Here is a 17,562-nt window from a genome sequence, read left to right on the forward strand (position 1 = left end):
ATTTCAGAATGCCTTGACTCTCGAAGCCCCGGGACATAGACCGGAAGAGCACACCACCCGAAGGGGAGGCGAGCCCGATGGACGCGAAGCGGGTGAGTCGCCTCCATGAGGGCCGGCTCATGAAGCCGGCCCATGTGAGTGGAGTCGGCACCGGGAGGGACGAGCACTCGGGACAGGACGTGATCATCGTCTTCGTCACCCGGAAAGTGCCCCGTGACCGGCTCCTTCAAGAAGACGTGGTTCCGGACGAGCTCGACGGCGTACCGGTGCGCGTGCTCGCGATCGGTGAAGTGAGCGCTCAGGGAGAGGACTTGTGAGCCTTGTGAGCCCTGTGCGCTGAGTCACCGCGCCGCGGCCCGTAAGGAACCCAGAGCAGAAGACTGAAGAGGTGGCCTGGCGTGAGCCAGCCCGAAATGATGCGAGGACCGACTGGTGGTCAGCTGAGTGACAGCTCCCGCCAGCAAGCGAATTCAGACTTCCTGCGGCCGCAGTCGCCGCTGGCCAACGTCGTAGGCTTCGGCCACGGCGTGAAGTGGATCGACGGACAGCCCACGGGCGAGGCAGCCGTGCTGGTGTTCGTGACCCAGAAGGTTCCGGAGTCCCAGCTTCCCGAGCGGGATGTCATCCCGCAGGTGATGGACGACGGCACCCCCACCGACGTGATCGCGGTCGGCCATGTCGCCGCGCAGCGTCAGCAGCAGCGCAGGACCTCGGGCCGCTCCGAGGACCGCAGCGCCTCCTACCGGTCCGACGGCAGCGTGGCCGAACAACTCGCCGGACTCTCGCAGCCGTTGCTGGAAGAGCTCAGCGGTCTCGGGCAGTTCGAGCCGCAGCTCCTCAAGCGCCGTATGCGCCCGTCCCCTTCCGGCATCTCGGTCGGCAACGTACGGGTGACCGCGGGCACGCTGGGCAGCGTGGTGTACGACTTCCTGCCGGGCGCCTCCGTGGACCCGCCGGGTCCCGGCCTCGGCACACCGTCGAAGTTCTACATCCTCTCCAACAACCACGTGCTGGCCGACTCCAACCGCGCGCAGCTGGGCAGCTCGATCCTGCAGCCCGGGGCGTTCGACGGCGGCACGGACCCGGCGGACCGGATCGCGACCCTGGACCGGTTCATCCCGATCCAGTTCGCGCCGCAGATCCCGGTGGAGCGCCACAACAACGTCGTGGACTGCGCGCTCGGTGCGGTGGAGTTCCAGGACGCCACCCGTGAGCAGTACTTCAGCGGTACGCCGCGCGCCTGGCGGCGCAAGGCAAACGTCGCGGTCGGCGACCTGGTGAAGAAGACGGGACGTACGACGAACATCAGCTTCGGCCGGATCATCGCGACCGACGCCACGATCGACGTCGGCTACGGCACGGCGGGCACGGCCAGGTTCAAGGACCAGATCCTGACGACGGCCATCTCGGCGGGCGGCGACTCCGGTTCGCTGGTGACCTCCCTCGACAACGTCGCGACCGGTCTGCTCTTCGCGGGCTCCTCGGTCGTCACCGTGGCCAACCACATCGAGAACGTTCGTGCACTGCTGCGGGTGGAGATCGCCGAGCAGCTGGCCTGACGGTCGATCGACACCCGTACAGGAAGAGGGAATCAGCATGACCACGCAGACCAAGCGGCAGAAGAGCCAAGCCGGCTCCGAACACCGCTTCCACAACCCCCAGGGCGCGGAAGTCAAGACGCGTGACGAGGCGTTCGCCTCACCGCAGGACGCGTCCCCCGACGCGGTCTCCACGTCCGCCAAGCTGGAACTGCACAACGGGACGGTGGCCTTCGCCATGGAGGTGAAGTACAACCCCAACACCTACCCGCACGTCGTGACCAGCGGCAAGATCACCTCCGGCATCAGCGGCGCCCCCTGGGACATCACGGGCGGCTTCATGGGCGAAACGATTCGCCTGGACGCGAAGCGCACCGGCCAGGGCTCTCACGCCCACACGATGACCCTCGTCGGCGAGTTCCAGAACCCGTCGGCCTACCGGGGCACGTACGGCTTCAACGGGGCGACGTCGTCGTTCAAGCACACGACGAGGTACCACTGCTGAGGCAATGAACCGCTGAAGCGGTGAACGACCGAGTGCTGTGGCGGGGAGGTCAGCGACCTCCCCGCCACAGCCGTGTGTGTCAACTCCCCTGCTGGGAACGCGCCTTGAAGGCCGCCTTCCGCGCTTCCTTCGCGATCTTCTTGTCCGGATGCAGCCGCCCCATCGCCTCCAGCACATCCGCGGTCGCCGGGTGATCCACCCGCCAGGCAGCCGAGAAGAACCCGCTGTGCTGCTGTGCGAGCCCCTCGACCAGTGCCCTCAGCTCATCGGAGTTGCCTTCGGCCGCGAGCTGCGCGGCAACCGTGTCCACGGTCAGCCAGAAGATCATCGACTCGGGCGGCGGCGGAACGTCGGAAGCGCCCTGCTCGCTCAGCCAGACCCGGGCCAGACCTCCGAGCTCCGCGTCATCGAGCACTTCCCGCAGGGCGGGCTCGGCAGTGGCGCCCACCAGCGACAACGCCTGCTGGCACCGCAGCCTGCGCAGCGGCGCCCCGGCGTCCGCGCCCCGCGCGGCCGCCAGCAACTCCCGTGCCGCGGCGAGGGGTTCGCGCCGCGCCAGCCACTGCTCGGTCTCGGCCTGCGCGGCGGCGGGCGGGAAGTGGGCGGTGCCGTCGAGGAGCGCGTCCGCGCCCTTGTCGGCGAGGTCCCCGACGGCGGGCGCCGGGAATCCGGCCTCCATCAGCCGCGCCCGCAGCCCGTACAGGCCGAGCGGGGTGAGCCGCACCATGCCGTACCGGGACACGTCGGTGTCGTCGACCGGCGCGGCGGGCTCCTCGTCGACGTCGGCCATGAGCGCCTCGTCGACGGGCTGGTACTCGACCAGACCGACCGGCTCCAGGAGCCGGAACTGGTCGTCGAGGCGCATCATGGCGTCGGAGACCTGCTCCAGGACGTCGTTGGTGGGCTCCCCCATGTCGCTGGGCACGATCATCGAGGCGGCGAGCGCGGGCAGCGGCACGGGTCCGTCGCCGGGCCCTTCCTCGTTGACGGTCAGCAGATACAGATTGCCGAGCACCCCGTCGAGGAACTCGGCCTCCGCCTCCGGGTCCCAGTCCAGCGAGGAGAGGTCGATCTCCTCGATCCCGTCTTCCGGGTTCACCGCCTCGACCAGGTCGTCCAGGTCCGGCACGCTCGCGTCGGCGAGCACCGCCTCCAGCGCCGTCTGCCACACGGCGAGCACGTCGTGCGGTGTGCCGCCGGTCAGCAGGGCGAGCTCCTCGCCCGCGGCGACGGTGCCCTCTTCCTCGTCGGTGATCTCGACGAGCCCGGTGTCGACGGCGACCCGCCAGGCCTCGCTCGCCCAGGCGGCGGCGTCGTCCCCGGTCAGGCCGAGCAGCTCGGCGGCGGCCGGCAGCTGCTCCTCGACGAGCTCGCCGCCGGCGTCGACGCGGGTATCGGGGCCGGCCCAGCGGGCGAGCCGTGCGGCCCGGGACAGCAACGGCGTGGACAGCGCGTCCCGCGCCAGCTCCGCTTCGGGATGCAGCCGCACCGGCGGCAAGGGGGAGCTGTCTGACATCGGCTGGTTCTCCTAGAGACGGCGTGACGACTCAGCCGCTCAGCCTAGACGGATTTCGACCCATGCCGCCCGGTTCATCTACCCGTCGGGCCGCGTACATGGCCGAAACCTTGACAAGTGGCCTGACCAGGCAGGAGATTACGCGCGTAGAAATCTGCTGGACATGTGTTCACTGTAATTTCTACGCGCGTCGCACCGCCCCACCGGTTCGGCTCCACACACGTTTCACCCTCGTCCCGGCGCTATGCACGTCCCCGGAGGGATCCCGTTGCCGAGCAAGTCCTCTGCGCGCCTCGCCGCGCTCACCGTCGCCGCCGTATGTTCCGCGGCGTCCACCATCGTCCTGACCTCTCCCGCGCACGCGGACTCCGTGGCCATCCACGACATTCAGGGCACCACGCGCATATCCCCGTACGCGGGCAAGGCCGTCACGGATGTGTCCGGAATCGTCACCGGCATCCGCACCTACGGCTCCTCCAGAGGCTTCTGGATCCAGGACCCGAACGCCGACGCCAACCCGGCCACCAGTGAGGGCGTCTTCGTCTTCACCAGCTCCACCCCGAAGGGCGTCGCCGTCGGCGACCTCGTCACGGTGTCCGGCACGGTCTCGGAGTTCGTCCCGGCCGGCGCCACCTCCGGCAACCAGTCGATCACCGAGATCACCAAGCCGACGTTCACCGTCGTCTCCAGCGGCAACGCCGTCCCGGCCGCGAAGGTCATCGGCGCCAAGTCGGTCCCGGCCGCGTACGCCCCGGCGGGCGACAGCGCCGCGAGCAACTCCGTCAACGGCCTGACCCTGAAGCCGTCGAAGTACGCCCTGGACTACTACGAGTCCCTGGAGGGCGAGAACGTCCAGGTCGCCGACGCCCGCGTGACCGGCGCCACCGACCCGTACACCGAGCTCTGGGTCACGGTGAAGCCGCGCGAGAACGCCAACCGCCGCGGCGGCACGGTCTACGGCTCCTACGAGTCGCAGAACACGGGCCGCATCCAGATCCAGTCCCTCGGCGCGACCTCCGCCTTCCCGAAGGCGAACGTCGGTGACGTCCTGGAGGGCGCCACCTCCGGCCCGCTGGACTACAACCAGTTCGGCGGTTACACCCTCGTCGCCAACACGATCGGCACGCTGAAGAGCGCCGGTGTGGCCCGTGAGACGACCGAGAAGCAGAAGAAGGGCGAGCTGGCGGTCGCGACGTACAACGTCGAGAACCTCGACCCGTCCGACAACACCTTCGCCGAGCACGCCGCCGCGATCGTGCACAACCTTCAGTCGCCCGACATCGTGTCCCTGGAGGAGATCCAGGACAACAACGGCGCGACCAACGACGGCACGGTCGCCGCCGACCAGACGGTGCAGAAGCTGATCGACGCGATCACCGCCGCGGGCGGCCCGACGTACGACTGGCGCTCCATCGACCCGGCGAACGGCACCGACGGCGGTGAGCCGGGCGGCAACATCCGCCAGGTGTTCCTCTTCAACCCGGAGCGGGTCTCCTTCACCGACCGCGCGGGCGGCGACGCCACGACCGCCGTCGGGGTCACCAAGGAGAAGGGCAAGGCCGCGCTGACGGTCTCCCCGGGTCGTATCGACCCGGCCAACGCGGCCTGGGCGAACAGCCGCAAGCCGCTGGTCGGCGAGTTCGCCTTCCGTGGCAGGACGGTCTTCGTGATCGCCAACCACTTCAACTCCAAGGGCGGCGACTACGGTCTGACCTCGCAGTACCAGCCGGTGCCGCGCAGCTCGGAGACCCAGCGTCACCTCCAGGCGACCGCGGTGAACGCGTTCGTCAAGGACGTCCTGGCCACCCAGAAGAACGCGGACGTCATCGCCCTCGGCGACATCAACGACTTCGAGTTCTCCGACACCGCCAAGATCCTGGAGACCGACGGCGCCCTCTGGTCGGCGATCAAGTCGCTGCCGAAGAGCGAGCGTTACTCGTACGTCTACCAGGGCAACGCCCAGGTCCTGGACCAGATCCTGGTCAGCCCCTCGATCCGGAAGTCCTGCGACTTCGAGTACGACAGCGTGCACGTCAACTCGGAGTTCAACGACCAGATCAGCGACCACGACCCGCAGGTGCTGCGCTTCCAGCCGTAAGCCCCTTGGGCTCAGGACTGGTTGAACACCCCGTTCAGCCAGTCCTGCCAGGCGGCTTCGCACTCCTTGATGTCGTCACCCGGCGTGAAGTCGTGCAGGGAAACGCCGACCGGGTAACCCCAGTTGTTCCGCCCGAAGATCCGGGTGAGCCCCCGGTCGGTGCGCAGCCCGATGAAGTAGGGGTTGCGGAAGTCGACGACGGCGTCGAACTCGTCGGGCCCATGGACCCTCACCGAGGTCCCGGCGGCCACGCCCTCCCCGACCCCGAGCGCCCGTGCGACGGCTTCCAGCGCGTCCGCGGCCTTCGACGCCTCGGGTCCGTCGAAGGTCGCGAAGGCGGCGGGCCGGGGCGCGAAGTGGGTGAGGTACTCGCGCAGGGTGTGCAGATAGAAGTCGGTGTGCTTGGCGGCGCCGTCGTACTGGTTGTCCCAGTCGTCGACGAAGATCCCGCTGTGCACATACCGCACCCAGGCGCGGCGGCCGTCGTCGCGCGGCTCGACCGTGTAGTCGAGCTGGTTCATGGTCTGCTCGGAGATGCCCTCCACGTTCTCGACCCGGTTGGTGTAGCGGTGGGGCGGGTCCCAGGCGGTGACGGTGGACCCGAAGGGCCCCTTGCCGCCGACCTTGGGCTCCGGCGGCTCCATCGGCCACAGATAGCCGTCGGTGCCGGTGGTGACGGCGTCCCACACCTGCTGCGGGGTGGCGTCGACCTCGAACTCGCGGACGATCTCGAACTCTTTGGACATGATCTACTCCAACTCGGTCTGCTTGAGGGTGGGATGGACCGCCACGACGATCCGATGGTCCCGGCCGCCCTCGGAATCCGGGGCGTCGTACTTGCGGATCAGCGTGGTGACTCCAGCCGTCAACTCCTGGATGAACGCGGCTCGTTCGGCGGCCGATGCGAACCGCACCTCGCCGTCCAGCGCGTAGGTGGCGAGCCCCTTGCGCGCCTTTGCCGCACCGGTGATCAACTGCCCGACGTCCCGCACCAGCCGGGCGCCGAGCGCGAGCAGCCAGCGCGCGGAGAGCTGGTCGCGGAAGCGGTCCGGGTCCGGCTGCACGGAGGCGAGCGCGAGCGGCGAGATGACGTACGACGCGGCCGTCGCCCGCATCAGCCGCTCGGTGACATTGCCCTTACGGCGCTCCCCGGCCAGCTCGACCAGGCCGTGCCGCTCCAGCGCCTTGAGGTGGTAGTTCACCTTCTGCCGGGGCAGCCCGACCTTGCCGGCGAGCATCGCCGCCGACGCGGGTCCGGCGGCGAGCTCGGCGAGCAGCCTGGCCCTTATGGGGTCCAGCGAGACGGCTGCGGCCTCGGGGTCCTCGATCACGGTCACGTCCAGCATGCGTCCACCGTCTCACCGAAAACTTTTTTTGTCCAGGAGAGAAGAATTTTCGGTGACGGGCCCCTCGGTCGGGTCACTCGGGTACGAGCCCCAGCGCGTGGTCGTACCGGCTGACCGTGCTGCTCCTGAGCCCCGGCCAGGTCTGGACGCGCTCCCAGAGGGCGCTCGCCGAGCCGATACCGTCCCCGGGTGCGGCCATGGCATCGATATGGGCCTGGGCGCTCTCCCACCCGGCGTAGTTCAGGACCCCGGTGCCGTCGGTGCTCAGGTGGAAGTGGCCGGAGATTCCTCCGGGATGCGGGTTCGGCTCGCTCTCCAGCGCCTCGAAGACGGCGTCCACCCAGGCCCGCTGCCGATCCGGATCGGGGCCCTCGAACTCCACTTCGACGATCACGATGCACCCCGGCACCCGTGTGTCGCCCTCCCGGACGCCACTGCGGTAGCGCCGGTAGCGGCCGAGCCACAGGCGCTCGATGCCGGGCACGGCGGTGTCGATCTCGTCGACCCGCTCCTGCCGGTGCGTCTTGACGAAGGCCTCGTACGCCGCCTCGCCCGTCCACTGCGAGTGGTGGAGCAGCGTGCCCGTGTCATGGCCGGTGTAGACGTGGTACGAGCGCAGATCGGGCGTCGGCCAGGGCCTGCGCTCCCAGGTACGGGCGATGGCCTCGACCGCGTCGCGCTGCCGCTCGGGGGTGCCCACGCGCCAGGTGCTGAAGAAGGGGGCGCCGACACAGGGGTCGGTCAGGTCGGGGTGGTCGTCGGTACGACGGGTCATGGCGGACTCCCTCACTCGTGATCGCTCGCGATCGGTGTACGCCCCACCCTCCAACCTCAACCAAGATTCAGGTCAAGCCCGTGCCTGGCCACGGGATTTCGGGAGACCCGCCTGGTCATGGCCGAGAAGGACAGTCCCTCCGCATTGCCCGCACGTTCCTGGCGGGCGGTGTTGCGGCGCACGGTGAAGGAGTTCCTGGACGACGAACTCTCCGACCGGGCGGCCGCGTTGACGTACTACGGCGTACTGTCGCTGTTCCCCGCGCTGCTCCTGCTGGTGTCCCTGCTGGGGGTGGTGGGGAAGAGCGCCACGGACACGATCCTCGGCAACATCGGGAACCTGGCCCCGGGTCCGGCACGGGACATCCTGCGGAACGCGGTGGTGCGGCTGAGCGACACGGGAGGCACGGGGAGCGTCCTCGCGGTGCTCGGACTGCTGGCCGCGCTGTCGTTCGCGTCCGGTTACGTCGCCGCGTTCATCCGTACCTCCAACGCGGTGTACGACCTCCCCGAGGGCCGCCCGGTGTGGAAACCGGCGCCGCTCAGGCTGCTCCTGACCGTGGCCCTGATGCCGATGCTCGCCGCCGGCGCGCTGATCGTGGTGTTCACCGGCCCGCTGGCGAAATGGGCGGGTACGGCGATCGGGCCCGGGAACGCGGCGATCACCCTCTGGGACATCGCCGAATGACCGGTCCTGCTGATCCTTGTGGTGCTGATGATCGGCCTGCTGCACTGGGCCGCCCCCAACGTCCGCGGCCGCGGCTTCCGCTGGATCTCCCCCGGCAGCTGCCTCGCCACCCTGATCTGGCTCGCCGCCTCCGCGGGCTTCGCCGTCCACGCGGCCAACCTCGCGATCCTGCTGGGCCTGGAATTCGACGCCGAACTGGCCGGAGAACGAGCAATCACCGACGGCCGCCCCCCGGCGGAGGAACCGTACGTGGCGCCAAGGGAGACCCGAAAACGGCCACCGAAGTGGCGAGCGGCAAGGGAACAGTGACCACAACGCCGGTCCGCACCCTTCAGCCCGTCCGGCGTTCGAGGACGAGGCCCCTTCATGGCCGAAGCGGGGGTCTGGGGGCGCAGCCCCCAGAGATGGGACGGGTAGGGGCGGCGGGGGCGAGAACAGCCCGGCGCGCACCCCCACCATCACCCCGTAACGCCGACGCCGGCCGGGCAGCACTCACCCGGCCGGCGCCACACAACTCCCCGCTCCGCCTAGCGTCCGTTCCGCCGCCGCACCATCTCCCCCACGACCACGACGCCCACCACCGCCCCCACGACCATCACCGGCCGCGGATTCCGCAGCGCCGCCTGGACGACGCTACGAACAGGACGCGGCACGCTGTGCTCGACGGCGTGCCCCGCATGAGTCGCCTTGTCCTGCACCGTGTGCCCGACCTCGCTCGCCCTGCCCTGAACGGCATGCCCCGCCCGACTCGCCCGGTCCTGAACAGCATGACCGGCCTCAGCCGCAGTGCTGCGCAGCTGCACGGTCATCGCGCCGGCCTTGTCCTTGAGATCCGCGGCACGCGCCATGGCCCGCCCCTTCACATCCGCCTTGTTCGCCAACTCCTCGACGGTGTCGCCGAGTTGGCCCCTCGTCTCCTCGATCTGCCGACGCAGCTCCTCGGGACTCCTGGCCCCGTCCGCCACGCCCGGCGTCGTCTTGTCCGTCATCGGTGTGCCCTTTCCCTGATCTCCTCGACATCGGCCCTGACGCTGCCGAGGGCCTCCTCGGGCGTGGGGGGCGCGGCCCGGCGCAACTGCGCGCGACCGCGAGCGGCAAGCACAGCCGCGATCACGAACAGCACCGCCGTCACGATGAGAGCCGCGGCCCAGACATCCAGCGCCAGCGAGAGCGCGGCGGTCGCCGTACCGGCCAGGGCGAGCAGACCGGCGTAGGCGAATGCGCCCGCGGCGCCGAGCAGCCCGCCGCCGCGGCCTGCGCGCCGGCCCTTCTCGGCCAGCTCCTCCTTGGCGAGGGCCACTTCCTGTCGTACGAGCTGGGAGAGCTGTTCGGTGGCCTGTCCGACGAGTTCACCCACGGAGTGCTGGGTCGGGCCGGGGGCCGTGGAGTGGATCACGGTCTCCGCCTCCTCTCTGGTTCGGAGCGGACGAGTACCCGGTTGCGGTCCCCACAAGCACCGCTTCGCGAGTTCGGTCACCGGACCGGCGCCCTAGCCCTCCTCGCCCTTCCCACGCTCCCCCAGCTTCGCCAGTTGGCTCTGGAACCAGTCCAGCCGCGCCTGCAACAAGGCCGCCTCCGCGGCGAGTTCGGGTACGCCGAGGCCGCCGGCCGCGCCATCCGCCACCGCCGCTCCACTCCCCGCCACGACTCGCAACCCCTCCCCCGCCAGCCGCGCGAACGACGCGAGCGAGACGGACGTACGACCCCGCAGACACCCCGCACACGAGGGCGCGAGCGCACGCCAGCCAGGGCGGCCCCAGCCTGCGTCGGCCAGCGCGGAGGCGACCGTGCCGCAGGCACAGGGGCCCACGGTGGCGACCCGGATCCGCTGGCGTGCATAGCGGAAGCCGCGTTCGAAACGGAGGTAGCGGCCGATGACCGAGACCTCGAGCAGGACGGCCGCCCGATGCTCGGCCGTGCACAGCAGCGCCTCGGCCGTCGAGCGGTCGTGCACACAGTGGAAGCCGCAGTCGCAGCGACGGTGCGGCGCCCGGTGCCGCAGGCCGTAGACGCAGGACGCGTCGGCCACGACTCCGTACGGCAGCGCGCCGCCCAGCGACACACCGGTGAACCCGGCCCGGGTGCCGTCGTGGGACAGCACCGGGTGGGCGATCTTGTATCCGGTCGGCGGCTCCGTCGGGCGTTCCTCCGGAAGCCGCAGCCTCATCGGGCGGCCGGGACCTCTTCGGGCGCCTTCAATTCCTTGATCTCTTCCGGAAGTTCGCGTTCGGGTTCCTGCTCGTGCGCCTGCGGCCGCTCTTCCGCGACTCCGGTGGCGAGTGCTTTACCGAGCTTCATGACGCCTCCCATGACCAGGGGCCGATGACCGTCCTGGCCATGGTGACCCATGAAGTGCCGATTTGGACATAGGGCCCTGGCGTCGCTCACTGCCAACAACCGCTTAGCATCACTTATCAATACTGCGTAGAAAAATTAAGTGGAGCTTCACGATGGCTCCGCCGAGACTACCCCCATGACGTACTCCGCTCCCTCCACCCCTCCCTTCGGCCGCGCCCTCTGCGCCATGATCACGCCCTTCACCGAGGGCGGCGCCCTCGACCTCGACGGTGCCCAGCGGCTAGCGGAGCGGCTGGTGTCGGAGGGCTGCGACGGGCTGGTGCTCTCCGGGACGACCGGTGAGTCGCCCACGACGACGGACGCCGAGAAGGCGCAGCTCGTACGGGCGGTGCGGGAGGCGGTGCGCGAGCGGGCGTCGGTCGTGGCGGGCGTCGGCACCTTCGACACCCGGCACACCGTCGAACTCGCCCTGGAGGCCGAAAAGGCGGGCGCGGACGGTCTGTTGGTGGTCAGCCCGTACTACAGCAAGCCCCCGCAGGAGGCGATCGAGGCGCACTTCCGCCAGATCGCGGACTCCACCGGCCTGCCGATCGCGCTCTACGACATCCCGGGCCGCACCGGCACCCGTATCGAGCCCGACACCCTGATCCGGCTCGCCGCGCACCCCCGGATCGTGGCGGTGAAGGACTGCTCCTACGACTTCCTCGCCGCCCAGAAGGTCATCACCCGCACGGAGTTGGCGTACTACGCGGGCTGCGACGAACACAACCTCGCCCTGTACGCCGTAGGCGGCGCGGGATACGTGAGCACCGTCGCGAACCTCGTCCCCGCCCAACTCCGCGCGGTCCTCGACCTGTTCGACGCGGGCGACACGGCGAAGGCGGCACGTCTCCAGCAACGCGCCACGCCCCTCATCGAGTTGACGATGTCGGCGGGCCTGCCCGGCACCGTCACCGTGAAGGCCCTCCTCAACGACCTGGGCCTGCCCGCGGGCCCGGTCCGCGCACCGCTGCTGCCCGCCGGCCGGGATGCGGTCGACGGGCTGCGGGCGGCATACGAGGAACTGACGGCCGGCTGATCAGCGCTCGGCGAAGACGGGCTCCCACGGCTCCGGGTCGGTCTCCGGATGCTCGCGGACTCCGCTCAGCGGTACGACCTTGTCGCTGCCGATCGTGACCAGCACGAGCCGGTCCTCGTACGCCTCGTCCAGACCGGTGGTCCGCTCCCAGGCGATGAGCCGCTGGTCGTCGACCCAGGCGAGCAGTTCGGCGCCGCGGACCTTGGTGATCTCCTTGCCGGTGAGGGGATCCTTGATGAAGGAGTACGACTTGCCGGCCATGGTCCTGTGCCCCGGGGCGATGGCAGGATCGACCTCCTCCGCCAGACCGAGGGCGGCCAGCTTGCCGTTCGGGGACAGCCGCGCGGGCACGTCCCACCGCAGGTGCTTCTCGTTCGCGGGCGCGGCGGTCTCCTTGCCCGACAGGTCGTAGAACTTCGGCCGGACGAGGGTGCTGAGACCTCCACCGGCCGCGAACAGGTGCCTGTCGTCACGAGTGAAGGAGAAGTCGGCGCGGCCACCCGCGGAGGAACTCGGGACCGGGTGCCAGATACCCCCGCCCCCCTCGGCCAGGTCCAGGAGGAGGAACCCGGTTCGGCTCACCCTGTGCGTGGACATCCACGCGCCCTCGCTGTCTCCGGGGTTCTTGAACTTCTCGAGCGCGTCGGGGTGCTCGGAGTACGTCGTGGCGACCAGCTCGGTCCCGCCGTTCGAGAACGCCAGCCCGGCGACCCCCTTCCCGACCGGGATCCACCGCTCGACCTCCCCCGTCGCGAGGTCGAGCAGCCCGATCCGGGCGGCGGGCAGGGTCCGCTCCAGCACGGCGGCGGTCTTCAGACCCGGTGCCACGGCGACGAACGACCACCGGGTGTCCTTCTTGTACTTGCCGGTGTCGGGATCGAGCAGCCAGTAGGTCCGCTCGTGGGTCGCCTCCTTCTTGTTCTTCGCCACGATCGGCCTCGTGTAGTACGCGGCGAGCGCCGACCGCCCTGCCGCGATCAGGTCGCTCGGCGGCGACTGGTCGGGGTGGGCGCTGATCCCGTCCTGCTGCGTGACACTCGCGGGGCGTGCGTCGTCGCGTCCTTCGTTCAGCAGCGGCACCGCCACGGAGACGGCCACCACGGCCGCGGTGGCGGCGGCGACGGCCACGAGCCGGCGAGTGCGGCGGCGCCGGCGGACGGCCAGCACCCGGTCGGCGAACCCGGGGCCCGCCGACGCCTCTTCGACGGCCAGCTCACGCAGGGAGTCACGCACGAGTTCCTCGACGTTCACGGACGTACCTCCACGGGTGTGTAATCGTGAGCCGGCGGCTGCCGGATGGCCTCGCCACCGCTCAGGGCGGCCAGTTCGGGCGCGAGGGTGCGCAGCCGGGCGAGCGAGCGGTGGGCGGTGGACCGTACGGTGCCGACGGAGCAGCCCAGGATGCGGGCCACTTCGGCCTCGGGCAGGTCCTCGAAGTAGCGCAGCACGAGCACGGTGCGCTGCCGGGCGGTGAGGCGGGCGAGCGCGCCGCGCATCACGAGACGCAGTTCGGCGGCGGACGAGGCGTCCGCGTCCGCCCGTGCCTCCGGCGGCTCGGCGACACTCAGTTCACGTCTGGGCCACTTCAGCCGCCAGCGGCTGATCTGCTGCCGGTAGAGGATCTGCCGTACGTACGCCTCGGGTTCGTCGATGCGGTGCCAGCGGCCGGCCGCCTTGATCAGCGCGTTCTGCAGCAGGTCCTCGGCGGTGTGCCGGTCCCCGCCGCTGAGCAGCACGGCCGTCTTCAGCAGCGCGGACGACCGGTGCTCCACGAACTCCCGGAAGCTGTCCTGCGCTTCGGCATCCATCGTCACCTTCTCTTCCCCCCGGGGCGGACCCGATGTCCACCCCCTGTGCCCCTTCTGACGCGCGGGACCGCACCCCGCTATGTCTGCGCGTACGAGAAAATTCCACCGACCCGCCAGATGCCCTCCCGTACGGTGACCCGATGAGCCGCCCGCACCCCCGCCCGCTCCTCTTCCTCGACGTCGACGGCCCCCTCAACCCGTACGCGGCAAAGGCCGAGCGCCGCCCCGAGGGCTACACGACGATCAGGGCGTCCGTGCAACCGGGCCGCCCCCTGCGCGTGTGGCTCAACCCCACCCACGGCGCGGCCCTCCTCGCGCTCCCCTACGACCTGTGCTGGGCGACGACCTGGATGGACGCGGCCAACCGCTGGATCGCCCCGGTCATCGGCCTCCCCCGGCTCCCCTACGTCGACTTCGGCGACTCCCTGCTCGTCCACCGCCCCGACGGAATCCACTGGAAGACGGAGGCCATCGTGACGTACGCCGAAGGCCGCCCCTTCGCCTGGGTCGACGACGAGCAGAGCCCGGCGGACACCACCTACGTCACCGACCACCACCCGGCACCCGCCCTCCTCCACCACGTCGATCCCCGACTCGGCCTGCGCGAGGAGGACTTCACGGCCCTGACCGAGTTCGCGACGACGCTGCGGACATGAGTGAGCGCCCTCCCGCACTCGGCGGAAGGGCGCTCACCGTGACGCCGGACGTCAGTTGTGGCTGTGCAGGATCTCGTTCAGCCCGCCCCACACCGCGTTGTTCGGCCGGGCCTCGACCGTGCCGGTGACCGAGTTGCGGCGGAAGAGGATGTTCGAGGCGCCGGAGAGCTCACGGGCCTTGACGATCTGGCCGTCGGGCATGGTGACGCGGGTGCCGGCGGTGACGTACAGACCGGCCTCGACGACGCACTCGTCGCCCAGCGCGATACCGACGCCCGCCTCGGCGCCGATGAGGCAGCGCTCGCCGATGACGATACGGACGTTGCCACCACCGGACAGCGTGCCCATCGTCGACGCGCCGCCACCGATGTCGGAGCCGTCACCGACCACGACACCGGCGGAGATACGGCCCTCGACCATCGACGTGCCGAGCGTGCCGGCGTTGAAGTTGACGAAGCCCTCGTGCATGACGGTGGTGCCCTCGGCGAGGTGGGCGCCGAGGCGGACGCGGTCGGCGTCGGCGATGCGGACACCCTTCGGCGCCACGTAGTCCGTCATGCGCGGGAACTTGTCGATGGAGGTCACCTGGAGGTGCAGCCCCTCGGCGCGGGCGTTGAGCCGTACCTTCTCGACGTCGTCGACGGCGACCGGGCCCAGCGAGGTCCAGGCGACGTTGGCGAGGAGGCCGAAGATGCCGTCCAGGCTCTGGCCGTGCGGCTTGACCAGGCGGTGGGAGAGCAGGTGCAGGCGCAGGTAGGTGTCGTGCGTGTCGGTCGGCTTCTCGTCCAGCGAGGAGATGACCGTACGGACCGCGACCACTTCGACGCCACGCCGGGCGTCCGGCCCGATCGCCTTCGCGGCACCCTCACCGAGCAGCTCCACGGCCCGATCGGCGGACAGCCGCTCGGTACCGGACGGCCCGGCCTCCGCGGTCAGCTCGGGCGCGGGGAACCAGGTGTCCAGCACAGTGCCGTCGGCGGCGATCGTGGCGAGGCCGGCGGCCACGGCGCCGGTGGTACGAGAAGCAGTCGTATCGGTCATGAGGGCAACCTAACCGCCTCACCGCCACAGAGGCCAACCAGCCAAGACACCGTCTCAGGTACCGAACCGCCGCACTGGGCCGGAGCGGGGTCGGAGCACGGACGACAGTGGGGCGCCCCGCACGCCGACCCACCCAACCGCAGCCCACCCGACGTTCGAGGACGAGGACTTGCCATCCCGATCCCCCACCCACCCACCCACCCACCCACCCACCCACCCACAGGTGCTACGCCCCTGGACAGCGGTCCGCGCAATCTCAGCCCGTCCGGCGTTTGAGGACGAGGCCCTTTCGGGGCCGATCGGGGTCTGGGGCGGAGCCCCAGTGGGGTCGAAGGGGCGGAGCCCCTGGGGATGGGACGGGTAGGGGCGGCGGGGGCGAACCAAGACCCTGCACGGCCCCCACCCGCCCCATCCCCTGATAAGTCTCTTTTGGGAACGTACGCTGTCGGTGCAACGACGCGCGAAGGGACGGTACGCCCATGGCCCGCAGGACGAGCCTGGAGGACTCCAGCTGTGCCATCGCCCAGGCCCTGGACGTCGTCGGCGACTGGTGGACCCTCCTGATCGTCCGCGACACCGCCCGCGGCGTACACCGCTTCGACGACCTCCAACGCGAACTCGGCCTCTCCCGCAAGGTCCTCACCGAACGCCTGCACCTCCTCGTGGAGGCGGACGTCCTCGCGAAGACCCCGTACCAGGACCGCCCCGTACGCCACGAGTACCACCTCACCCCCCGCGGCCACGCCCTGCTCCCCGTCCTGATTGCCCTCCAGGACTGGGGCGACACCTGGATCCTCGGCGACGAGCCCGGCGCCACGACGGCCACCGCGGCGGAGACATCCACACAGACCCGCCGCGTCCACGAACTCGTCGGCACCAAGGTCCCGGACCTACGGCTCCTCGACGACCGGGGCCGGCCACGCGACCCGATCGCCGACAGCACCCCGTACACCGTCCTGTACTGCTTCCCCGGCGCCTACGCCCGCCCCGACGCCTACCCCCCGGGCTGGTCCGACATCCCCGGCGCCCCCGGCTGCACCCTGGAGTCCCGCACCTACCGCGACCGCCACGCCGAGTTCACCGAGGCCGGCGCCACCGTCCACGGCGTCTCCACCCAACGCCCCGACGAGCAGCGCGCGTTCTCGGCAGCGGAGCAGTTGCGCTTCCCGCTGCTCTCCGACGCCGACCTGTCCCTCATCGCCGCGCTGCGCCTGCCGACGTTCCGCGCGGCGGGCGCGAGCCGGCTCAAGCGCCTGACGCTGGTCGTCGACCGCGACCGGGTCGTACGGGACGCGCAGTACCCGGTGACGGACATCGCGGGAAGCGTCGAAGCCGCCCTGTCGACGATCAACGGGCTCCGGAAGGAATGACCCGCCCCAGTACCTCCCGCGCATACCCCTCGTCGTACACCCCGTCCGTCAGCAGCACCTGCAGACAGATCCCGTCCATGAGCGCCACCAGCGCCCGCGCCGTGACCGCGTCCGTGCGGCGGCCCAGCCGCTCGGCGAGGTCCTCGGCCCACTCCGCGGCGACCGGCCGCAGCGCGGGACGGCGCAGGGCGGCGAGATAGAGCTCGCACTCCAGCTCCACGCCGGTACGGTCACCCGCGAGCCACTCACCCAGCAGACCGGCTAGTTCGGTGGCCAGATCCGCATCCCGGTCCTCCAGGCCGCCCCGCGCCACGACGACCTTGGCGAACCCCTCGTTGGCCTGCCGCAGCGCGGCGACCATCAGCTCGTCGAGGGTCTTGAAGTGGTACGTCGTCGAGCCGAGCGGCACATCGGCCTCGGCGGCGACGGAGCGATGGCTCAGCCCGGCGAGGCCATGGCTGCCCACGACCCGGATCGCCGCGTCGATGATCCGCTGCCGCCGCTCGGGGTCGTAGCGCCGGGCCATCAGTGCGCACCGCCCAGGTTCAGCACGACCACCCCGGCGATGATCAGCACGATCCCGGCGGCCTTGACGGGGCTCATCCCCTCACCCAGGAACGTGAACCCGATCGTGGCGATCACGGCGGTCCCGACGCCCGCCCAGATCGCGTAGGCCGTCCCGACGGACACGGTCTTCAGCGTCTGCGCGAGCAGTGCGAACGCCAGGGCGTACCCGAGGACGGTCAGCAGCGACGGCAGCAGCTTGCTGAAGCCGTCGCTGTACTTCATGGCGGTCGTCGCGGCCACCTCGGCGGCGATCGCTCCGGCGAGCAGCACATATCCCAT

20 protein-coding genes and 1 pseudogene are annotated in these 17,562 nt (G+C 70.4%); 8 read left to right on the forward strand and 13 right to left on the reverse strand.

Annotation, left to right across the window (positions count from 1 at the left end; genetic code table 11):
• Nucleotides 1-77 precede the first annotated feature (77 nt).
• The 3 genes from ACWD3I_RS18040 (at nt 78) to ACWD3I_RS18050 (ending at nt 2,043) form a co-directional block, all read left to right on the forward strand.
• Nucleotides 78-317, forward strand: coding sequence for a hypothetical protein (locus tag ACWD3I_RS18040; protein ID WP_365413399.1), 240 nt, complete (start codon nt 78-80; stop codon nt 315-317).
• 81 nt (nt 318-398) lie between these two features.
• On the forward strand, nt 399-1,559 hold the full coding sequence (locus ACWD3I_RS18045; RefSeq protein WP_365413397.1) for a chymotrypsin family serine protease: 1,161 nt from the start codon (nt 399-401) through the stop codon (nt 1,557-1,559).
• Nucleotides 1,560-1,596: 37 nt separating this feature from the next.
• A complete protein-coding gene (locus tag ACWD3I_RS18050) occupies nt 1,597-2,043 on the forward strand; it encodes a hypothetical protein (protein WP_365413395.1) in 447 nt (148 codons plus the stop codon).
• A 79-nt stretch (nt 2,044-2,122) separates the two neighbouring features.
• Here the strand turns inward: ACWD3I_RS18050 and ACWD3I_RS18055 are convergent, their stop codons facing one another.
• Nucleotides 2,123-3,559, reverse strand: coding sequence for a hypothetical protein (locus tag ACWD3I_RS18055; protein ID WP_365412921.1), 1,437 nt, complete (start codon nt 3,557-3,559; stop codon nt 2,123-2,125).
• A 268-nt stretch (nt 3,560-3,827) separates the two neighbouring features.
• On the opposite strand from ACWD3I_RS18055, the gene ACWD3I_RS18060 reads away from it, so the two are divergent.
• Complete coding sequence (locus ACWD3I_RS18060) at nt 3,828-5,657, forward strand: endonuclease/exonuclease/phosphatase family protein (protein WP_365412919.1); 1,830 nt, start codon at nt 3,828-3,830, stop codon at nt 5,655-5,657.
• Nucleotides 5,658-5,668: 11 nt separating this feature from the next.
• On the opposite strand, the gene ACWD3I_RS18065 is transcribed toward ACWD3I_RS18060, so the two are convergent.
• The 3 genes from ACWD3I_RS18065 to ACWD3I_RS18075 form a co-directional block, all read right to left on the reverse strand.
• A complete protein-coding gene (locus ACWD3I_RS18065; protein ID WP_365412917.1) occupies nt 5,669-6,403 on the reverse strand; it encodes an SRPBCC family protein in 735 nt (244 codons plus the stop codon).
• A 3-nt stretch (nt 6,404-6,406) separates the two neighbouring features.
• Nucleotides 6,407-7,003, reverse strand: a complete 597-nt coding sequence (locus ACWD3I_RS18070; RefSeq protein ID WP_365412915.1) for an ArsR/SmtB family transcription factor — start codon at nt 7,001-7,003, stop codon at nt 6,407-6,409.
• Nucleotides 7,004-7,076: 73 nt separating this feature from the next.
• Entirely contained in the window at nt 7,077-7,778 is a 702-nt protein-coding gene (locus ACWD3I_RS18075) for an antibiotic biosynthesis monooxygenase (protein WP_365412913.1), read from the reverse strand.
• Between the two features lie 117 nt (nt 7,779-7,895).
• Between ACWD3I_RS18075 and ACWD3I_RS18080 the strand changes: the two are divergent.
• Nucleotides 7,896-8,774 (forward strand): annotated as a pseudogene (locus tag ACWD3I_RS18080) (YihY/virulence factor BrkB family protein).
• 218 nt (nt 8,775-8,992) lie between these two features.
• On the opposite strand, the gene ACWD3I_RS18085 reads toward ACWD3I_RS18080, so the two are convergent.
• The 4 genes from ACWD3I_RS18085 to ACWD3I_RS18100 all read right to left on the reverse strand — a co-directional run bounded on the left by ACWD3I_RS18085 (nt 8,993) and on the right by ACWD3I_RS18100 (nt 10,763).
• Nucleotides 8,993-9,454, reverse strand: a complete 462-nt coding sequence (locus ACWD3I_RS18085; protein WP_365412911.1) for a DUF3618 domain-containing protein — start codon at nt 9,452-9,454, stop codon at nt 8,993-8,995.
• A complete protein-coding gene (locus ACWD3I_RS18090) occupies nt 9,451-9,861 on the reverse strand; it encodes a phage holin family protein (RefSeq protein WP_365412909.1) in 411 nt (136 codons plus the stop codon). The genes ACWD3I_RS18085 and ACWD3I_RS18090 overlap by 4 nt, the downstream gene beginning before the upstream one ends.
• A gap of 93 nt (nt 9,862-9,954) precedes the next feature.
• Nucleotides 9,955-10,632 (reverse strand): hypothetical protein, encoded by a 678-nt coding sequence (locus ACWD3I_RS18095; RefSeq protein ID WP_365412907.1) that lies wholly within the window; start codon nt 10,630-10,632, stop codon nt 9,955-9,957.
• Nucleotides 10,629-10,763 carry a hypothetical protein gene (locus ACWD3I_RS18100; RefSeq protein WP_365412905.1) on the reverse strand — a complete coding sequence of 45 codons (135 nt, stop codon included), beginning with the start codon at nt 10,761-10,763 and terminating at the stop codon, nt 10,629-10,631. Before ACWD3I_RS18100 ends, ACWD3I_RS18095 begins: the two co-directional genes overlap by 4 nt.
• A gap of 175 nt (nt 10,764-10,938) precedes the next feature.
• On the opposite strand from ACWD3I_RS18100, the gene dapA reads away from it, so the two are divergent.
• The gene (gene dapA / locus ACWD3I_RS18105) at nt 10,939-11,841 is read left to right on the forward strand and encodes a 4-hydroxy-tetrahydrodipicolinate synthase (protein WP_365412903.1); all 903 of its coding nucleotides are present in this window, start codon (nt 10,939-10,941) and stop codon (nt 11,839-11,841) included.
• Here the strand turns inward: dapA and ACWD3I_RS18110 are convergent, their stop codons facing one another.
• Nucleotides 11,842-13,092, reverse strand: coding sequence for a YncE family protein (locus ACWD3I_RS18110; protein WP_365412901.1), 1,251 nt, complete (start codon nt 13,090-13,092; stop codon nt 11,842-11,844).
• The gene (locus ACWD3I_RS18115) at nt 13,089-13,649 is read right to left on the reverse strand and encodes a SigE family RNA polymerase sigma factor (protein WP_365412899.1); all 561 of its coding nucleotides are present in this window, start codon (nt 13,647-13,649) and stop codon (nt 13,089-13,091) included. Before ACWD3I_RS18115 ends, ACWD3I_RS18110 begins: the two co-directional genes overlap by 4 nt.
• A gap of 140 nt (nt 13,650-13,789) precedes the next feature.
• Here ACWD3I_RS18115 and ACWD3I_RS18120 point away from each other — a divergent pair, with 140 nt between their 5' ends.
• On the forward strand, nt 13,790-14,305 hold the full coding sequence (locus tag ACWD3I_RS18120; RefSeq protein ID WP_365412897.1) for an HAD domain-containing protein: 516 nt from the start codon (nt 13,790-13,792) through the stop codon (nt 14,303-14,305).
• A gap of 51 nt (nt 14,306-14,356) precedes the next feature.
• On the opposite strand, the gene dapD is transcribed toward ACWD3I_RS18120, so the two are convergent.
• Nucleotides 14,357-15,346, reverse strand: coding sequence for a 2,3,4,5-tetrahydropyridine-2,6-dicarboxylate N-succinyltransferase (dapD, locus tag ACWD3I_RS18125; RefSeq protein ID WP_365412895.1), 990 nt, complete (start codon nt 15,344-15,346; stop codon nt 14,357-14,359).
• Nucleotides 15,347-15,825: 479 nt separating this feature from the next.
• On the opposite strand from dapD, the gene ACWD3I_RS18130 reads away from it, so the two are divergent.
• A complete protein-coding gene (locus ACWD3I_RS18130) occupies nt 15,826-16,716 on the forward strand; it encodes a winged helix-turn-helix transcriptional regulator (protein WP_365405208.1) in 891 nt (296 codons plus the stop codon).
• Here the strand turns inward: ACWD3I_RS18130 and ACWD3I_RS18135 are convergent.
• Nucleotides 16,694-17,242 (reverse strand): TetR/AcrR family transcriptional regulator, encoded by a 549-nt coding sequence (locus tag ACWD3I_RS18135; RefSeq protein WP_365405211.1) that lies wholly within the window; start codon nt 17,240-17,242, stop codon nt 16,694-16,696. The two genes, ACWD3I_RS18130 and ACWD3I_RS18135, sit on opposite strands and share 23 nt — an antisense overlap.
• Nucleotides 17,242-17,562 (reverse strand): DMT family transporter, encoded by a 321-nt coding sequence (locus tag ACWD3I_RS18140; RefSeq protein ID WP_365405214.1) that lies wholly within the window; start codon nt 17,560-17,562, stop codon nt 17,242-17,244. Before ACWD3I_RS18140 ends, ACWD3I_RS18135 begins: the two co-directional genes overlap by 1 nt.

The organism is Streptomyces sp. NPDC002817 (assembly GCF_053592055.1).

Coding starts and splice junctions, on each gene's coding strand:
- ACWD3I_RS18135 (WP_365405211.1), bottom strand. CDS start 17,242: ATGGCCCGGCGCTACGACCCCGAGCGGCGGCAGCGGATCATCGACGCG.
- ACWD3I_RS18050 (WP_365413395.1), top strand. CDS start 1,597: ATGACCACGCAGACCAAGCGGCAGAAGAGCCAAGCCGGCTCCGAACAC.
- ACWD3I_RS18085 (WP_365412911.1), bottom strand. CDS start 9,454: ATGACGGACAAGACGACGCCGGGCGTGGCGGACGGGGCCAGGAGTCCC.
- ACWD3I_RS18100 (WP_365412905.1), bottom strand. CDS start 10,763: ATGAAGCTCGGTAAAGCACTCGCCACCGGAGTCGCGGAAGAGCGGCCG.
- ACWD3I_RS18115 (WP_365412899.1), bottom strand. CDS start 13,649: ATGGATGCCGAAGCGCAGGACAGCTTCCGGGAGTTCGTGGAGCACCGG.
- ACWD3I_RS18130 (WP_365405208.1), top strand. CDS start 15,826: ATGGCCCGCAGGACGAGCCTGGAGGACTCCAGCTGTGCCATCGCCCAG.
- ACWD3I_RS18075 (WP_365412913.1), bottom strand. CDS start 7,778: ATGACCCGTCGTACCGACGACCACCCCGACCTGACCGACCCCTGTGTC.
- ACWD3I_RS18070 (WP_365412915.1), bottom strand. CDS start 7,003: ATGCTGGACGTGACCGTGATCGAGGACCCCGAGGCCGCAGCCGTCTCG.
- ACWD3I_RS18065 (WP_365412917.1), bottom strand. CDS start 6,403: ATGTCCAAAGAGTTCGAGATCGTCCGCGAGTTCGAGGTCGACGCCACC.
- ACWD3I_RS18120 (WP_365412897.1), top strand. CDS start 13,790: ATGAGCCGCCCGCACCCCCGCCCGCTCCTCTTCCTCGACGTCGACGGC.
- dapD (WP_365412895.1), bottom strand. CDS start 15,346: ATGACCGATACGACTGCTTCTCGTACCACCGGCGCCGTGGCCGCCGGC.
- ACWD3I_RS18095 (WP_365412907.1), bottom strand. CDS start 10,632: ATGAGGCTGCGGCTTCCGGAGGAACGCCCGACGGAGCCGCCGACCGGA.
- ACWD3I_RS18055 (WP_365412921.1), bottom strand. CDS start 3,559: ATGTCAGACAGCTCCCCCTTGCCGCCGGTGCGGCTGCATCCCGAAGCG.
- ACWD3I_RS18140 (WP_365405214.1), bottom strand. CDS start 17,562: ATGGGATATGTGCTGCTCGCCGGAGCGATCGCCGCCGAGGTGGCCGCG.
- dapA (WP_365412903.1), top strand. CDS start 10,939: ATGACGTACTCCGCTCCCTCCACCCCTCCCTTCGGCCGCGCCCTCTGC.
- ACWD3I_RS18040 (WP_365413399.1), top strand. CDS start 78: ATGGACGCGAAGCGGGTGAGTCGCCTCCATGAGGGCCGGCTCATGAAG.